General features: G+C 33.9%; 15 protein-coding genes and 1 pseudogene. 8 read left to right on the top strand and 8 right to left on the bottom strand.

The features are described from left to right. The first annotated feature begins 7 nt into the window (after positions 1-7). The gene (locus tag BB045_RS02905; RefSeq protein WP_070581072.1) at positions 8-616 is read left to right on the top strand and encodes an NDxxF motif lipoprotein; all 609 of its coding nucleotides are present in this window, start codon (positions 8-10) and stop codon (positions 614-616) included. A gap of 134 nt (positions 617-750) precedes the next feature. Here BB045_RS02905 and BB045_RS02900 read toward each other — a convergent pair whose 3' ends face one another. After that, positions 751-1,569 (bottom strand): CPBP family intramembrane glutamic endopeptidase, encoded by an 819-nt coding sequence (locus BB045_RS02900; RefSeq protein WP_070581070.1) that lies wholly within the window; start codon positions 1,567-1,569, stop codon positions 751-753. 157 nt (positions 1,570-1,726) lie between these two features. On the opposite strand from BB045_RS02900, the gene BB045_RS02895 reads away from it, so the two are divergent. Beyond that, a complete protein-coding gene (locus tag BB045_RS02895; protein ID WP_075140458.1) occupies positions 1,727-2,389 on the top strand; it encodes a CPBP family intramembrane glutamic endopeptidase in 663 nt (220 codons plus the stop codon). A gap of 87 nt (positions 2,390-2,476) precedes the next feature. Here BB045_RS02895 and BB045_RS02890 read toward each other — a convergent pair whose 3' ends face one another. The 4 genes from BB045_RS02890 to BB045_RS02875 all read right to left on the bottom strand — a co-directional run bounded on the left by BB045_RS02890 (position 2,477) and on the right by BB045_RS02875 (position 5,339). Next, the gene (locus tag BB045_RS02890) at positions 2,477-2,860 is read right to left on the bottom strand and encodes an ABC transporter substrate-binding protein (RefSeq protein ID WP_053036103.1); all 384 of its coding nucleotides are present in this window, start codon (positions 2,858-2,860) and stop codon (positions 2,477-2,479) included. A gap of 192 nt (positions 2,861-3,052) precedes the next feature. After that, on the bottom strand, positions 3,053-3,691 hold the full coding sequence (gene pcp, locus BB045_RS02885) for a pyroglutamyl-peptidase I (protein WP_075140457.1): 639 nt from the start codon (positions 3,689-3,691) through the stop codon (positions 3,053-3,055). 24 nt (positions 3,692-3,715) lie between these two features. Further along, the gene (locus BB045_RS02880) at positions 3,716-4,642 is read right to left on the bottom strand and encodes a DUF979 domain-containing protein (protein WP_070581064.1); all 927 of its coding nucleotides are present in this window, start codon (positions 4,640-4,642) and stop codon (positions 3,716-3,718) included. Next, complete coding sequence (locus BB045_RS02875; RefSeq protein ID WP_016930593.1) at positions 4,635-5,339, bottom strand: DUF969 domain-containing protein; 705 nt, start codon at positions 5,337-5,339, stop codon at positions 4,635-4,637. The genes BB045_RS02880 and BB045_RS02875 overlap by 8 nt, the downstream gene beginning before the upstream one ends. Before the next feature lie 569 nt (positions 5,340-5,908). Here BB045_RS02875 and BB045_RS02870 point away from each other — a divergent pair. Continuing rightward, positions 5,909-7,285 carry an MFS transporter gene (locus BB045_RS02870; protein ID WP_070581062.1) on the top strand — a complete coding sequence of 459 codons (1,377 nt, stop codon included), beginning with the start codon at positions 5,909-5,911 and terminating at the stop codon, positions 7,283-7,285. Between the two features lie 51 nt (positions 7,286-7,336). Here the strand turns inward: BB045_RS02870 and BB045_RS02865 are convergent, their stop codons facing one another. After that, positions 7,337-8,311, bottom strand: a complete 975-nt coding sequence (locus BB045_RS02865) for a choloylglycine hydrolase family protein (protein ID WP_070581059.1) — start codon at positions 8,309-8,311, stop codon at positions 7,337-7,339. A 401-nt stretch (positions 8,312-8,712) separates the two neighbouring features. Continuing rightward, a complete protein-coding gene (gene trhO / locus BB045_RS02855; RefSeq protein ID WP_011274628.1) occupies positions 8,713-9,675 on the bottom strand; it encodes an oxygen-dependent tRNA uridine(34) hydroxylase TrhO in 963 nt (320 codons plus the stop codon). Positions 9,676-9,951: 276 nt separating this feature from the next. On the opposite strand from trhO, the gene BB045_RS02850 reads away from it, so the two are divergent. The 4 genes and pseudogenes from BB045_RS02850 (at position 9,952) to pbp4 (ending at position 15,743) form a co-directional block, all read left to right on the top strand. Then, positions 9,952-10,929, top strand: coding sequence for an SMP-30/gluconolactonase/LRE family protein (locus tag BB045_RS02850; RefSeq protein ID WP_070581057.1), 978 nt, complete (start codon positions 9,952-9,954; stop codon positions 10,927-10,929). A 259-nt stretch (positions 10,930-11,188) separates the two neighbouring features. Then, complete coding sequence (locus BB045_RS02845; protein WP_075140456.1) at positions 11,189-12,835, top strand: phospho-sugar mutase; 1,647 nt, start codon at positions 11,189-11,191, stop codon at positions 12,833-12,835. A 404-nt stretch (positions 12,836-13,239) separates the two neighbouring features. Beyond that, a pseudogene (locus BB045_RS02840) lies at positions 13,240-14,378 on the top strand (polysaccharide deacetylase family protein). A 213-nt stretch (positions 14,379-14,591) separates the two neighbouring features. Beyond that, on the top strand, positions 14,592-15,743 hold the full coding sequence (pbp4, locus tag BB045_RS02835; protein ID WP_070581053.1) for a penicillin-binding protein PBP4: 1,152 nt from the start codon (positions 14,592-14,594) through the stop codon (positions 15,741-15,743). 86 nt (positions 15,744-15,829) lie between these two features. Here the strand turns inward: pbp4 and BB045_RS02830 are convergent, their stop codons facing one another. Continuing rightward, entirely contained in the window at positions 15,830-16,417 is a 588-nt protein-coding gene (locus BB045_RS02830) for a TetR/AcrR family transcriptional regulator (RefSeq protein WP_011274633.1), read from the bottom strand. A 196-nt stretch (positions 16,418-16,613) separates the two neighbouring features. On the opposite strand from BB045_RS02830, the gene BB045_RS02825 reads away from it, so the two are divergent. Then, positions 16,614-18,389, top strand: a complete 1,776-nt coding sequence (locus tag BB045_RS02825; RefSeq protein ID WP_070581052.1) for an oleate hydratase — start codon at positions 16,614-16,616, stop codon at positions 18,387-18,389. Positions 18,390-18,417: the final 28 nt, after the last annotated feature.

Here is an 18,417-nt window from a genome sequence, read left to right as displayed (position 1 = left end):
CATCAATATGAAGAAATACTTATTAGTTATTCCTGTAATTATTCTTACTTTTACATTAGTTGGCTGTTCGTCATCGTCAGAAGAAAATGATTCTAAAGATACATCAAATGATAACAAGCAGTCACAAAATAGTTCTAAACATAATGACAAGATTCCTAAACATATTTTTGATAAAACAATCAAAGGTCAGAAGATCTCTGAGAGTACGATAAAAAAAGATATTAAAACATATTTAGATACCGATAGAAAACTAACGGATGCAAGAGAGCCTTATGAAGAAAAGTTAGATTCTGACGAAAAGTTATCTAAGAAAAAAGAACAAAAATTCAATCATATTGTAGACTTACAAGAACAAAATTTAAATAACTTTGCCAAGTACATAAAAAATAATCAGATGCCTAACAAAGAATATGAACAATACACTAAAAAGATAAGTAATTATATGATAGCAACATATCAAACAAATCAACGTGCGTTAAATTTAGATGAAGATGCATCATTAAAAGATATTCTCGATATCAATAAAGATAAAAATATTGCGAATGGTCGAGAACAAGCCAAAATTGAGAATTTCTTGAAAGAGAAAAATATAAAGACCATTGCATTTGATAAATAAAAATAAGCAGGACTTCGACGTAATGAAGTCCTGCTTTTATAGTGTTAATAAGTGCTATATTCTAAATTAAGAAATATTTAAGATTAAATTGCGACAATATTTGTTATGTTGGAACTATTTTAAGAGTTCAATGTTTAACTAAAAAATACCATAAAGTAACTTACTAGAACCATGATGCCACTCACACCATTATGAATCATATGAACCATCATGCTGTCACGAACATTTCTACGACGATGGTAAGCAAGGTAGAATATCATTCCCATCATGGTATACATTAGAATTGCTACCCAATTTGAAATACCATGCTGAGAAGCAAAGATAAGTGATGATAGGATGAACGGTAACCAGAATCGTGTACGTTTAAATAATGTTTCTTTAAAAATGCCACGATAAACAAGTTCTTCTAAATAAGGTGCTACAAATGTAATCGTCAGTACGAAGACAATTAGCGGGAAGACTTGGCCCAATTGATCAGGCGTTGGTTTGGCAGTGTTCATATCACCTAATAACATTTTGTCGTTTTGTGTTTGCATTGAACCTGTCGCAAATAGCATTAAATATGACATACCAATAACGATTAATCTAAGAAGTACGGCCCAACCAACATTAACTGCAATATCCTTACCTGTAAATTTTTTAGACTTTTCATAGGTATGACGTTTGTAATAACTTCTAACTAGCCATATTACTACAGCAGCTAGTATGAAATAAATGATGGTCACTAATGTGCAAGTTAATGTATCCATATAAATAGAAAAACTATAGATAAACATACTACTCACAATAGGAATTTGAATTAGTAACATCCAGCCAATGAAAATAAGGGCACGTACAAACTTATTACCAGTTGGACGACGTTCTTCGGTATGTATGTGGTCTTTAGTTGAATTATCTTCATTTGAAGAAGATGTAGTATTAGAAATTGTATCCATATTCTGATGATTCATCATAATAAACCCACCTTTGTCTAGAAATATAAGATTTTGAAAAATGAATACTTCTATATGAATGTAACATATATTTGACATTTATTGTAGGTCACTTCATAAAAATGCGTTATCTTAACTAAAAATTAAAATTTCGAATTATATGTTTAGGAGGTTAACTATGTCTAAAGATGAAATATCACATGACCATATAACAGGAGATTTTCAAATTTCTCAAAAACCTTATTGGAAGTTGATATTACAATCTCTATTTTTAATTTGTATTTTATTTGTTGCCGAATCAATGGTTATACTCTTAGTAGAGAAGCCAAGATACTTTTGGATTGCTATTGTAGGGGTCATTATTGCATTTCTAATTTTAAAATTAAGTAAGCTGAAGCTATTTCAATTTAGTCGAATAACTAAAAAGCAATGGCTAATCATTATCATTGGATTCATTCTTGCAAATGGTACAGATTATATTTATTTTGAATTCATGCCTACGACAGGGAATGAGAAGGAGTTAGAGGAAAGTTACCGCAATGTACCACTGTATTTACAACTCATTGCGGTAGGTATTTTAGGTCCTATCTTAGAAGAAATTATATTTAGAGGATTGTTAATTAAAGGTATCTTTAGAGGTGCACCTATAGTTGGTGGCATAGTATCTGTTATTTTATTCGCTGGCGCTCATGGCCCAAGCAACATAGGTGAATGGTTTATTTACGGCTTTTCAGGTTTCATTTTCGTTGTTGCATATTTAAAAACAAAACGGCTCGAAATACCTATCATCATACACATGTTTGGTAATATATTAGCTACATTTCAAAATTATTTTTGGTAGAAATGCTCTAATTACATAGTATATACGCAATAAAAACAATGCCTAAGTTTTGATAGGCATTGTTTTTAACTTAAATATGCTCAATTCTTAAATGTTTATAGGGTCGGTTGTATCCGTTGCCTTCGCACGTTCAATTGAGAATTTAACTGCCGATGCATCAAAATCAGAACCATCATTGAATTTTACATTCTTCTTTAAATGAAATAGGTAGTGTTTACCGTCTTCTGAAGCTTCCCAAGATGTAGCAAGACCTGGTTCAATCTTGCCATTTTTACCATAAGTTACAAGCGGTTGATAGATAGCATTGTACACAGGCATAGGCGCATCAAAGCCTTGTGCATCTAGTTGATTTGTATTAAATTCACGAGGTAATGAGACTTTAACCTCTTTGTCATCATTATGATACTGAGCACAACCACTTAACATAAGCATCGCGCATATAGAAAGTGAATAGAATATGCGCTTTTTCAATGTTTTACCTTCTTTCTATTGTATTCATCATTATTTTTTATAATAGAGTTTAGTTATTGAAAATATTTTTCCATCAATAAACATTATTATATGATACACCCTATACAAATTATTTGAAATGATAAATTTGTGAATAGGTACGTAGAAGTTTTCCAATTTTGAAATTAAAAAAAGAGGGTGGGGACCCTCTTTTTAATGTGTTTCTCCTAGTGCAACTTTGGAGTCGTCTTCTTTAGAAATGGCTTTAATAGCCGCTGTTAAACCTTTCGCAATTGTTTCAATAGACATCGACGGTTTCTCAGGTTTATCTGTCACTTGTTCAGGGATAAATGGTACATGAATAAATCCAAATAGTAGCCCCGGATAAGACTTGTCAGCGAGATAACCTAATTGGTATAGGACATGGTTACAAACAAATGTGCCCGCTGTATTCGATAAGCTTGCAGGGACGCCTGCTGCTTTAATCGCTTCAGTCATTGTTTTAATAGGTAAGTTTGAGAAGTAGGCAGGTGCGCCATCTTCTTGAATGGCCACATCAATAGGCTGATTTCCTTTGTTGTCAGGAATACGTGCATCGTCGATATTGATACCTACACGCTCTGGAGTAAGGTCATAACGGCCACCAGCTTGACCAATAGACAAGACCACTTCGTAATCGCCTTTAGACAGTTCTTTATCAATGACGTCTTTAGATTCATGAAAGACGGTTGGAACTTCTAACTTTGAAATGGTATGTTCGCCAATCGTATTCTCCAATTGCTTTACTGCCTCTAGTGCAGGATTAATCTTTTCACCGCCAAATGGATCAAATGCTGTAACTAAAATTTTCATTATTCATTTCCTCCTTAGAATTATTTAAAATGCCCAGAAATACATTAGAGCAATGTGAATTACTATAAGTGCTAATGCTATAGGCGCCTGTGCTTTAATAACGCCAAATTCTTGTTTCATTTCAAGTAGTGCAACTGGTAATGTGTTGAAATTTGCCGCCATAGGTGTAAGTAATGTTCCGCAGAAACCACCAGTCATGGCAAGCGCACCTGCAACGATTGGATCGCCACCTTGGGCAATAACGAATGGAATACCAATACTTGCTGTTATAACAGTAAATGCTGCGAAAGCATTTCCCATAAGCATTGTAAAAAGAACCATACCTAATATATAAGCAATTGCACCAATTAAATGGTTGCCCTCAGGTAAAAATGAAGAGATACCTTTTGAAATGACTTGACCCACACCACTTGCAGTAAAGAGTACGCCAAGTGCAGCTAAGAATTGTGGTAATATACCTGTCGTTCCAACTTGTTGCGTTAATCGGTCACTGTCATACAATGTGTAAGATAATTTTGGTTTGATAATGAGTAGTGCTGCGATTAATCCTACAATAGATGAAATACCTAAACCGATGGCACCGCCAAGTGGAGTCCAGTTTGAAACAACTACTGCCACCACAGCTAAGACAATTGCAGGAATGAAAAGCTTATTTTCATATTTAGCAGAACCTCTTTCAACTTCCTCATCATTAACATCGATAATGTTTTTGATTTTCACTTGTCTGAAAAGTGTTAAAGCACCCATTGCTAAAACTAGCAGACCATTAATTGCATTTGGTATATAAGGACCACCTATAAATAAAATAGCTAAAATGGTCCAAAATGCTGCTGTACCTAAACTTTTAGATTTATCTTGTGAACGTAAAGCGCGATAAGCTGTATATAAAAATTGAAGTCCAATCAGTATGTAAAATATTTCTAAAATATGGTTTAAAGTTGCTTCACTCATGACTTTTCACCTCATTATTTCCATATTTTTTATTGAAGTAACGATCGAGTAAAATATTTTTAATCCAAACTAAAATAAGTGTGATGATAGCAACAGGAATTGAAGCGAGCACTAAACTCATCGCATTCACTTTAATGTTTAAAGATTGGAAAGTCCCAACCATCAATAACACACCAGCAGCACCAACAAATAAGTTTTGTCCAAAGAAATTACCATAATTTTCCATGGCAGATGCTTCGGCTTTTAGTTTTTCAATATCTTTCTCATCGATGTCTTTATCAGTAAGATTGTAACGTGTTCGAAGTGCACCTTGAACCATAGGGTTAATTAAAGGTCGAACAAATTGAGGATGGCCACCGATACGTATTGAAGCTACGCCGGCGATTTCACGAATAATTAAATATAAAGTAAGAAGGCGACCGGTTGTTATTTTCTTAACGTTACTAATTAGTTTAGAAGCTTGTTGCTTCAAACCAAAACGTTCAATTAAACCGACCATAGGAAGTGTAAGCATAAATAAAGTTACAAGACGTTGATCTACAAAGGCTTTTCCAAGTGTTGAAAGTACTTCAACGATATCCATACCAGCAACTAAACCAGTGACTACTGCTGCAATTAAAATAATTGCTATAGTGTCAAACTTAAGAATGAAGCCGATGATTATGATTAAAATACCAATCAATTTAATCCATTCCATAGAAACACTCCTTAACAGTTATTCAAATTAACTTTTAATATTTAATTGATGAGATTCAGAGTTACAATTAATCTCTGTAACCCTATCTAATTAATATGTAAAAGATAAGTGAATAATAGATGTAATTTTCTTAATATTAGCACAACTAAAATTGCTATTAAAGTGAATTTAAAATAAATTGAATAATATTTTATATTTAGATATTGTTTGGAATGTTAGATGATAAATAGGTTTAAAAATTCAAGATAATAGAGACTAAATTCTAAGTCTTTTTTTAAATGATTTTCAAGTAAATTAGTAGCATTTGAACATTACCTTTTGCGAGTTCCGAGACTATTTCTTTATGTTCTTCAATTAAGTTAGGTCTGTGTTTATTTATTACAGTTCGGCTAAATAAATATATAAAACTACGATATTTATGATAAGTTTCTAAAATAAACTGATTATTAGTTGCCTTCATTAAAATTTTAAATTATATATTTTCTTCAAGGGCATGATATAATATCTTGGGTTATATGAGAATGATTCTCAATAACTATTTTATTATATCAGTAAAGGAAGTGTCAGATGTGAGTTCACATCAAAGTAGGTTCGACGGTAAATTAATCATTGCAGCTAGTTTTGCAGTGTTAACATATTGGTTGTTTGCACAATCATTTATAAATATTGGTTCTAGTGTACAAAAGACGTTTGGTGCTACAGATTCTACACTTAACCTATCTATCAGCCTTGTATCATTCGTTACAGGTATTTTCATGGTGGGTGCAGGAGATATTGCAGATAAAGTGGGAAACCTCAAGATGACAATAATAGGTCTCGTCTTTAGTATTATTGGTTGCCTTAGTCTTATTATTGTTCCTGCTACGCCATTCTTAGTTATTGGGCGCATTTTTCAAGGCCTATCAGCTGCCATATTACTACCTTCTACAATTGGCTTAGTATCAGATAACTTTAAAGGTCAATCACTCCGTAAAGCTTATAGTTTTATGATGATTGCGACAGTTGGTGGAATAGGATTTTCTTCCTATGTCGGTGGTCTTATTTCTAGCTTTTTAAGTTGGCAATTTATCTTTGTGTTTTCTATCGTTTTATCAATTATTGCGATTTTTATTTTAAGTCGTAGAAAAGAAGTGCCACGTCAAGAACGTGATTACCAGCCCTTCGATTATGTAGGAATGGTGATTTTTGGCGTAATTATCGCTTGCTTAATGCTATTGATGACTCAAGGTTTTACATACGGTTGGGCAAGTCGATTCACGTTAATTGTTGCAATCGTTGGTCTCATTGCTTTAGTTGTATTTTATATTTTTGAAAAAGGCAGACCCACACCATTTATTGATTTTTCAATTGTAAAAAATCGAGCATTTTTGGGCTCAACAATCAATAATTTTGTGCTTAACACTGGGGTAGGTACCACAGTAGTCTTCAATGGTTACGCTCAAAAACAATTTGGTATGAGCGAAGCACAAACTGGCTTGGTTACAGTGCCGTATGTCTTCATGGCGATAGCGATGATACGCTTAGGTGAAAAAGCAATTCAAAAATATGGTGGTAAAAGTATGTTAATTGCAGGGCCGCTATTTCCAGCAATTGGTATCATTCTAATTAGTTTCACTTTCTTATCGCCAAGTTGGTATGTAGGTATTGTAACTTTCGCATTTGTTGTATGTGCGATTGGTAATGGGTTAGTTGCTACACCAGGCTTAACGATTGCAGTATTAAATATGCCAGAAGAGAAAGTGAGCTTTGCGACAGGTTTATATAAGATGGGCGCTACACTTGGAGGAGCTTTTGGTATCGCGTTAAATACGACCGTATTTACAGTATGCCAACAATTCTATTCAGTAGAAATGTCAGCAATGATTTCATTCTTAGTCGGGGCAATTATTATGATACTTGGACTTATATCAGCATTTATTCTGATTCCTAAAAATGTTAAAGCATAATAAAAACAAGCGTGGCTTTTTAATCAGCCACGCTTGTTTGTTTATAGATAATTAATTTACTTTATCGGTAGACAATCCTTGCGGAATCGGATCAAATATAACTAATTCGTCGCTATTTAATAAATCCTCAGTTAATTGTAATTCAGCAATACGATTAGAATTATAGTATTTCACATACAATGTACGCGATGTTAAGTTAAATACAGTTTGGTAGAGCGTATAGTGGAATTCATCTTCAGAAGGGCGAACTGCACCTTTAGGAATGCTTACACTATCAAGAATTCTAAACGCATCTAATACTGCATCATCACCATCGTCAGGCAACATATTACTTACAAGATAAGCTGCTCTTACATAACGTTCTGCTGACGTATAACCACCTGGTAGTCCAGAGGTACCACTTTCATTGCCGATATATAAATTTTTATAGCGTTTATATTGTGGTTTGTAAGGTGTCACATTCGCATAATTCTTCAAGTTCTCGTAATGCCAATTTAAATCAGGGCTATTTGTTAGTACACCGACTGGATTATCATGAACGACAATGCGACCTTCTACAAACGTAATCTCTACAGTTCGGCCTGTCGCATCCGATACATGATAATGTAATGGTGGCGCTTCATTAATATCATTCAATGTATGTGCAACGACATTAACTTGGTCTGCTTGTTCAACAAGTTCCTCAATCGTTTTGTTGTAACCAAGTACCCATGTTAATACTTCAGTTTGTGAAATATTGATGTATCCATCTCGTATTTTATTAGCGTATGAGGCATAACCACGGTCATATTGATTAGATATTGCGAGGCCATGCTCATTTACACCGTCACCGAAAATAAAGCCTTCCATATCAGAACCGGCACCAGTAAAACCATACGACGTTGTACCTTTATAATCTACACGAGATTCCCAATAGTAGTGACGTGGTTGCACAGCAGGATGTCCACTTAATGGATAGTCATAGTCCATCGTGCGTCCTAAAATAACGTCACCGTTTTTAGCTTGAAACGTAAAACCTGTACACATATGTAGAAACCTCCAGTATTTAAAGTGAGAATTATTATCAATTATAAGATTTCTCATTACTCATTTCAATTTTTAAAGTTTTTCGGAAAAAGAGTCCTAAAATAAAAGTTGCTATATACATACTAAAACAAATAATATAGGCCCAAATTATACCGTAATAGTCAACTATCATAGAAATAATAAAAGTGCCAATAGCGAAGAAAATGCTGTTAAATAATTGCTTAGACGCTTGTATAAAGATATTTCAATTCTAGTTATATTCCAACATTGAAAATCTCAAAAAAGAAATCATATAAGCAAAGTAAGTTGCGGTGGACAATGACTTCATGAAGAATTCTAAGCCACTTCAAAAAATATCCCTTATGAGCTAATTAAATCTCATAAGGGATATGATTTAGATATTAAGCATGTGCATGTTCTGGAACGTCTTTGAAGTTTTCTAAACGACGATTCCATTCTTCATCGCTAATGTTGTTTTTAGCTACATAACGGTTACGTTCATGTTTGGCACAGTCATATGAACAAGCACCGAGATATTTGTCTTCATTTTCTTCTGAAACAAGAATTTGCTTGTTACATTCAGGATTTGAACAGTTAATATAACGTTCGCAAGGTGTACCGTCAAAGTGTTCTTTACCGATAACTGTCTTCTCAACTTGGTTAACGTCAACACTAATACGTTCATCGAAGACGTACATTTTACCGTCCCAATATTGACCTTTAGTTTCAGGATCTTTACCGTAAGTTGCGATACCACCGTGTAGTTGTCCTACATTTTCGAAGCCTTCTTTAACTAACCAACCAGAGAATTTTTCGCAACGAATACCACCTGTACAATAAGTTACGATGTTTTTACCATCTAATTGATCTTTGTTCTCACGAATCCAGTCTGGTAAGTCTCTGAAGCGTGTGATATCAGGGCGAATGGCACCGCGGAAGTGACCTAAGTCAAATTCATAGTCATTACGAGCATCTAAGATGACAGTATCTTCATCTTCAAGTGCTTCTTTAAATTCGCTAGGTGAATAATATTTACCAGTTGTAACACGTGGATCAACATCGTCTTCTAAACCTAAAGCAACGATTTCATTTCTTGGACGCACGTGCATTTTTTTGAAGGCATGTCCTTCAGCTTCATCAATTTTGAACGTCATATCTGCGAAACGCTCATCTGAATGCATATGTTCGATATATTTATCAGTATCTTCTTTCGTACCTGATAATGTACCATTGATACCTTCTGTAGAAACTAAAATTCTACCTTTTAAATTATTTGATTTGCAGAATTCTAAGTGCTCAGCTGCAAATGTTTCAGGGTCATCAATTGTTGTGTATTTGTAATATAATAACACTCTATAATCCATTTTCTAATTCTCCTCTAAAAATTTATTTATCGTAAAGGCAAGCCATATCATTTAGTTATTCAATAATTTATCTTTTTATAAAAATCAACATTATATTATTTTACCAAATTTACAATAACTTTCAATATTTCGGTTTTGAAAATAGGGCAACAGACCTATGTTAGAAGTACAATTACTTTTTGAAAACGATTACATGTAGTACGATAAGTAGAAAGTGAAGTAAAGGATTATAATGAATTAAGATTATACTTTTCGAAAAGGGAGGAATTGTTAATTATGACAAATCAATCTTTACCAAAATTAACATATACTGGGGTATCAAAAAGTGCGGTACCTATTATTTCTGAAAGTGAATTACAAACGGTAACGGCAGAACCTTGGTTAAAAATTTCAGATGAAGGACTTCAACTTGAAGGTCTTGTCTTTGATAGAGATCATAATTTATTTTTATGTGAAGTGTTTGGCGGTAAAATCTTTAAAGTCGACATAGACACAAAAGAGGTTTCAACAGCGTTTCAATCAACAAAACAAAATCCAGCTGCAGTCAAAATACATAAAGATGGACGTTTATTCACTTGTTATTTAGGCGATTTCGAGTCAACAGGTGGTATCTTCGCCACAGATGAACATGGTGAACAATTTGAAGAAATCATTTCGGAACTCAATACTGAATATTGTATTGATGACATGGTCTTTGATAGTAAAGGTGGTTTCTATTTCACTGATTTTAGAGGTTATTCTACCAACCCTAAAGGTGGCGTTTACTATGTTTCACCAGACTTCAAGACAGTGACACCAGTCATTCAGAACATTTCAGTAGCGAATGGTGTAGCTTTAAGTACGGATGAAAAAATATTATGGGTTACAGAAACAACGACTAACCGACTACATCGTATTCAATTAGAGGACGATGGCGTGACAATTGCACCGTTTGGTGCAACGATTCCATATTACTTTACTGGCCATGAAGGACCAGACTCAGTTTGTATTGATAGCGATGATAATTTATACGTAGCAATGTATGGACAAGGGCGTGTTCTAGTCTTCAACAGACGTGGATATCCTATTGGTCAAATCTTAATGCCAGGGCGTGATGAAGGTAAAATGTTACGTTCAACACATCCACAATTTATTCCAGGAACAAACCAATTGCTTATTTGTACCAATGACATTGAGAACGACTCAGAGGGTGGTTCAATGATTTATACCGTTGAAGCTTTTGCGAAAGGTCATGAAAGCTATCAATTTCAGTAAGTAATAGAGAAATAAGCGACATCGTCTAACACACCATAAAACCCCCTCACTAGCGCAATAGTGAGGGGGTTGGTGTTGCCAATGGAATTAATTTATAAATGTATTTTATCATTATGGGTTACTTATTGCGAGTTTGATTCGTTGAGCATCAACGATAACTAAATAATGCTTATCTCCTAATCAAATGAAACTTTTTTAAATATCCAGTATACTGAAATAGAATAATAAGACATCCGTATAAGTATGAAAGGAGTATATAATGAAAGACAATTGGATGAAATATAAAGATGACAGTCTTGTAGCATCATTCTATGATAGTCAGACCACAACGTTTCAAGAACAAGGATTTGAAACTGAATTAGCTTTTGGAACTGCAGGTATTCGTGGCCAGTTTGGACTTGGTCCTGGCCGTTTAAATCGCTATACCATACAACGTCTGGCATTAGGAATTGCTAATTACTTAAAAGATAAAGAAGATAATCCTTCAATTGTCATTCACTATGATATTCGTCATTTATCTTCAGAATTCGCACATATTATTACGCAAATTTTGACTTCGAAAGGCATTAAAGTTTATCTGGCAGATGTATATAAAACAACGCCACAACTATCTTTTGCTGTCCGATACTTGCAAACATCTGCCGGTATCATGATTACAGCAAGTCATAACCCTAAAGATTATAACGGCATCAAAGTTTATGGTGCAGATGGTGCGCAATTAGATGAGGATACTTCATTAGAAGTTGCTCAATATATCAATAACTTAGGTAATCCACTTGAGTTGAATATTGACTTAAATCAAGAACTTATTGAGAAGAACACCTTTGATTTACCAGAAGCGGTTTATGATAGTTACATAAACGAACTTACAAATCTTATAGGTGATATTCCACAATCTGATTTGAAGGTCGTATATACGAGTTTGCATGGTACTGGTGTGCCGATTATTCCTGACGTTTTAAAGCATCTTAATTTTCAGAATGTAAGTTTAGTCAAATCGCAAAGTGAGCTAGATCCAAATTTCAGTTCCGTTAAAAGTGCGAACCCCGAAGAGCGAGAAGCCTTTGATTTAGCAATTCAACAAGCTCACGATATCGACGCTAATTTAATTATTGCAACAGATCCTGACGTCGATCGCATGGGATTTGTAGAACGAAATGAAAATGGTCAAATATACTACTTTGGTGGCAGTGAAATCGGCGCATTACTCATTAAATATCTGCTCGAATACACGAATGTGCCGAATCATTCGGTTGTCATTCAATCTATTGTAAGTGGCGAGTTAGGTGAACGACTTGCACAACAATATGGTGTGACTGTGAAGGAAGTCTTAATCGGCTTTAAACACATTGCTAAAGCCATTCGTGAGTTAGATGATACAGAATCATTTTTATTTGCCTATGAAGAAAGCTATGGTTACTTAGCTGACGACTTCGTGCGAGACAAAGATGCCATTCAAATTGTGCCATTGATTATTAAGTATGCTTCTATTTTGAAAAATGAAGGCAAAACACTGCACGATGAATTAAAAGAAATCCATAAAGAAGTAGGCTATTATCGTGATAAACCGATGTCTAAAGTCTTTGAAGGTAGAGAAGGGCAACAACAAATTAACGCTTTAATGGATCAATTAAGACGTAATATTCCTGATGTCATTGCAGGATTAAAAGTTGTTGCAGTAGAAGATTATGAGACATTGAAACGCATTTATAAAGAAGACAACACGGAAGAAGCAATATCATTACCAAAAGCGAATGTAATTAGAATTCTCTTAGAAGAAGGATTTATTGCTTTGAGACCATCAGGTACAGAACCTAAACTCAAATTCTACCTATCACTTAACGTCGATAACTTCGAACAAGTCTCACAAGACATATACGATTATATATTTAGTGATAGCGAATAGCGTGACAAAAAACCATTTATATGCAAGTAAGCAGTATTAAATATCATTCCACCTCAATCGTTCATTTTCAAAATTAAAAAATAATATAAAACAGCTTATGGTACATATCACAAAGTGCACCATAAGCTGTTTTCTTAATTAATATTTTCTTAAAAAGTCTATTTGTCGATTATATAACTTATTATGAATTAATATTGAAAAGCTTATTCGTTTTAGCGATTGTAGTTAATGTAAGTATGAAATTTCTCGCGAAAAGAAGAAACAAATAATTTAATACTGAATAAAATTAATTTCATGTAAAAATTCCGTTAAGTTAGAAATGATATGTTATGCATAGTATAAAAATGTTATATAATATTTAGTGATCGGCATAAAATCACTTTCTTACATAAAGGAGCCAATACATGATTAAAAAATATTTGTTGAGTGTATTCACTGTTTTAATAGCCATTGTTTTATGTGCTTGTCAATCGACATCGCAAACGCATGAGAAAAAAGCTAAAGAAGAAACGCATAATAAAGAAGAGAATATTTATGCGAAAAAGCGTAGTTCTGGTCAAAATGATTGGGTTGAATATAAGGGTGATGTAGCACATATCTTCTTCCATCCTTTAATTACGGATCCTAAAGTGGCGTTTACTGGTGAAGCGAATCAAGCCAAAGGCAATAATGATTGGATGATTACCGTTGAAGAATTTAAACGCTCACTTGATGAATTATATAAGCATCATTACATATTGATTGATCCACATGATGCATATGATTTCAATTCTAAACCTATTAAAAAGAAATCACTTAAGTTGCCTAAAGGAAAGAAACCGTTAATCTTATCAATAGATGATATGAATTATTATGAATATATGAGAGGAAATGGTTATGCAGATCGTTTAGTATTAGACAAATATAATCATGTTGTATCTCAAACGAAAGGCAAAGATGGTAAGTTTACTCAAAGTGAATCGAATGATATTGTTCCGATTCTAAATCGTTTCGTAAAAGAACATCCAGATTTTTCATTGAATGGACAAAAAGGTGTAGTTGGTTTAACTGGATACAATGGGGTACTCGGATATCGCACGAATGAGTTGGATAGTAAAGACTACTCTAAGCGTAAAGAACAAGCGATAAAAGTTGCAAATGCAATGAAACGCGATGGTTGGACATTCGCAAGTCATTCTTGGGGGCACATTGATTTTGCAAATAGTTCATATGATCGTATTGTGAAGGATACAGAACGTTGGAAGAAAGAAGTAACGCCAATTATTGGCAAAACGGATTTATTTATTTTCCCTCATGGTGCGCAAGAAGAGGTTCAGCAGGCTATCAGTACCTAGAGAATAAAGCAGGATTTAAATTCTTAGCTGGGGTAGGTCCGAATAATTTTACTGATATTGGTGAAGATAGCGTTTATCAAGACCGTGTTGCTATCGATGGTTTGAATCTATATGACTTTAAATACAAGTTGAAACCATTTGTAGATCCAGACAAAGTTTATAGCAAAGAAGATCGTAGTTATTTTAAAGGTGAGAAAGGTTATAAATAATTAGTCGAACTCTGAGAATTGCATTATGGTAGTTCTCAGAGTTTCAATTTTTCATTAAAAAGCAAGTAAAGTTTAATGGATATCAAAATGTATAGTAAGTAACAACAATATAGTTAAGGGATTATGATTTTGAATATAGTTGTATTATTCCTATAATATTGTTATAAAAGGTATTGTGCAACATTATTAATATTAAAAAAAGTAGGGGATATTTTGTTTGGTAAATTTGTAAAAGGAATAGGTATTATCACTACGATTTCGTTATTACATACTTCGATAAGTGATGCGAGTGAATCGCCAGTAACTATTGCTAATAAAGAAAAGAATAGTAGTATTAGTACGAAATATCAGCCTAGTGGTGTCATGCTTACTACTGATCAAGGGCAAATTCTATATAATTACCGGGGAAATAATCAGGTTGACCCTGCTTCTATGTCTAAAATGATGACCTTATATTTAACTTATGAAGCGATTGAGAATGGGAAGTTAAAGCTCAATGACAAAGTGAAAATTACAAATAAGTATGCTACCATGTCCAACCTACCAAACCTATCATCAGTATCATTGAAACAAGGTCAAACGTATACTATTGAAGAATTAATTAAACAAACCACTTTAGCATCAAGTAATGCCGCAGCAATGATATTAGGTGAGAAAGTAAGTGGCGATAATAATACATTTACTAATAAAATGAATCAACAAGCTAAATCGTTTAATATGACTAATACAAACTTTGTCAATCCGGCAGGTGCGCAAAATAGTTTGTTAGATCAATATGCACCTTCAAAATTTAAAAAACAAGATTTCCCTAAAAGTACCGCTAAAGATATGAACCTTTTAATGCAAGCGTTAATTAAGAAGTATCCTCAGATATTACAAATATCTAAGTTGCCACGGGATACTCAAAGAGGAAATACTTTTAAAAGTACGAATCTATCTTTAAAAGGACAACCACTATATTTACCTGGTACAGATGGCTTAAAGACAGGTACAAGTAATAAGGGTTATAACATTGCACTAACAAATAAGCAAGATCAATTACATCTAAATGAAACAATAATGAATGTGAAACCCTTTGGTGATGTAAATGCGAAGTACAATAGAAATAGAATAGGTAATCAAATCATTAAACAATATCGTCAAAAATATGAATATAAGAAAGTGTTAACTGAAGGAGACCATGAGATAGATGGCAAGAAATATCATGTAAAAAAAGATTTATATGATGTTGTCCCTAAAGACAAATCCAAATGGCATCTGGCTATCAATAGTAAAGGCAAAGTTTATGTTCATTATTATAGGGACTTCTTACCAGGCAGTCAGTATCCACGTGTAGCTGTTGATAAAAAATGGAAATGGTTCTAAATCAATAAATTAAATTAGAAAAAATGTCGCTAAGTTTTCATCTTGGCGACATTTTTCAAATAATGAATATCTTTAATAAAGGCGTTTTAGCTCAGTTTCTTCAAATGTACTTCTCTTGCGCCACATATCATATTAACAATTTCTTTCGTCACTTTATCAATCGATTGCTGTTGTCCATGTTGAATCCAATTCGTGATGACGCTCAAAATACCTCCAGTTAAAAATTCTCCATATATTGTTACATCTACATAAAATTGACCACTCTGTCGATCAAATTCAATTTGCTTTTGAACTGCTTTATAGATTTGTTCATAAAAAATAGTATAAACTTCGCCGTAAAAATTGAGTGTTATAACGCTACGGACAATGTCTTTATTATCGTGAATAAATGTCAAAACATCTCTCATCAATTTCTCAAAAAATTGTCGTGGGTTGTCGGGATTAATGTCGGGTAAATATAGCTCTCTAAAATGATCAATCAACGTGCCGACAACATGATTTAACAAGTCATACTTATCATTAAAATGACGATAAAAGGTTGATCGTCGTACATTTGCTTTTGCACATAAGTCTTGAACCGTTATTTGTTCAAAAGATTTAGTTTGTAGTAAATCAGAAAATGAAGTAATTAGGGCTTGATGTGTTTTTTGGACGCGTAAATCTTGTTTGTTCAACTTAATCACTCCTCATATCGGACAGTTTGAATAAAATGTCGCTTATGTTACAAACACACATAAGTGACACACAATTCTTGCCCCTCGTCATTTTATAATACTATCGAAGGGTAGATTAATTTCTTTAAGATTACTTATAGTTTACTACTTTTCAATCTAAAAATTAAAAACTATGAAAACTTGGGAAGTGATACGTATGTACTATAGTAATGGAAATTATGAAGCATTTGCACGTCCTAAAAAACCAGAAAATGTAGAGCTTAAATCAGCTTATCTTATTGGTTCCGGATTAGCATCTCTAGCTGCTGCATGTTTCTTGATTAGAGACGGACAAATGGATGGGTCAAAAATCCATGTTTTAGAAGAATTATCTAAACCTGGTGGAAGTTTAGATGGAGATGAACTTTCTTTGAAAGGCTATGTTGTGAGAGGTGGAAGAGAAATGGAGAACCATTTCGAATGTTTGTGGGATTTATTTCGCTCCATCCCGTCACTTGAAATGGATAATGCTTCCGTTCTAGATGAGTTTTATTGGTTAAATAAAGAAGATCCTAATTACTCACGTTGTCGTGTTATTGAGAAAAGGGGGCATCAGTTATCTACTGATGGTGATTTTACTTTGACGCCACAAGCCATTAAAGAAATCATTCATTTATGTTTAATGAAAGAAGAGACATTAAACGACGTGAAGATTACGGATGTCTTCTCAAATGACTTTTTGCATTCGAATTTCTGGATCTATTGGAAAACGATGTTCGCATTTGAGCCATGGCATTCTGCAATGGAGATGCGTCGATATTTAATGCGCTTTGTACATCATATTGGAGGATTAGCAGATTTCAGTGCCCTTAAGTTCACCAAATATAATCAATATGAATCACTAGTTCTTCCGATGATTGCTTACTTAGAGTCCCACGGTGTGCAATTTCAATATGATGTTCAAGTGTTGAATATAAAAGTAGATATCACAACAAAAGAGAAGGTTGCGCGTGAAATACAACTTAAGCGTTCAGGTAAAGATGATATCATTCCTCTAACGCCAGATGATTTAGTATTTGTTACAAATGGTAGTATCACTGAAAGTTCAACTTATGGAGATAACAACACACCCGCACCCCCTACAAAAGAAATCGGTGGTAGTTGGACGTTATGGCGTAATCTTGCCAAACAGAGCCCTGAGTTTGGTTGTCCCGAAAAGTTCTATCATCGTTTACCAGACAAAAGTTGGTTTGTATCAGCAACCGCGACGACAAATAACATGACAATTATTAATACAATCGAGCAAATTTGTAAACGAGACCCTCTAGCCGGCAAGACAGTGACAGGTGGTATTGTTACTGTTAATGATTCTAAATGGCAAATGAGTTTTACTGTTAATCGTCAACAACAATTTAAAAGCCAACCCGAAGACGAGGTGAGCGTTTGGATCTATGCATTATACTCAAACGTAAACGGGGATTACATCCATAAACCTATCACTGAGTGCAGTGGAAATGAAATTTGCCAAGAATGGTTATATCATATGGGCGTTCCTATCAATCAAATTGAAGACCTCGCTAAAACGCAATGTAATACGATACCAGTCTATATGCCATATATCTGTTCTTATTTTATGCCTAGATCCATTGGAGACAGACCACTTGTCGTGCCTGAAAATGCTCGCAACATAGCCTTTATTGGTAATTTTGCAGAAACAGAAAGAGATACTGTATTTACCACTGAATATTCGGTAAGGACTGCTATGGAAGCAGTATACCAATTATTGGACATAGATAGAGGTGTCCCTGAAGTGGTTGCAACAGAATTCGACCTTCGTATATTGATGGATGCCTTATATGAACTTAATGATGGTAAAAATCTATCAGAACTCTCAGAACATAACAAAATACAGAAACTCGCTCTTAACGCTTTCTTGAAGAAAATAAAAGGTACCTATATCGAAGAATTGTTGCACCAACACAAGTTACTATAAGTGTAGATAAAATTCACCCCCACATGAC

The sequence above is a fragment of the Staphylococcus sp. MB377 genome, assembly GCF_001922505.1.
Taxonomy (GTDB): Bacteria; Bacillota; Bacilli; order Staphylococcales; family Staphylococcaceae; genus Staphylococcus; species Staphylococcus haemolyticus.
Note: the sequence above shows the minus strand (reverse complement) of the source record. Positions and strands in the feature narration are given on the sequence as shown.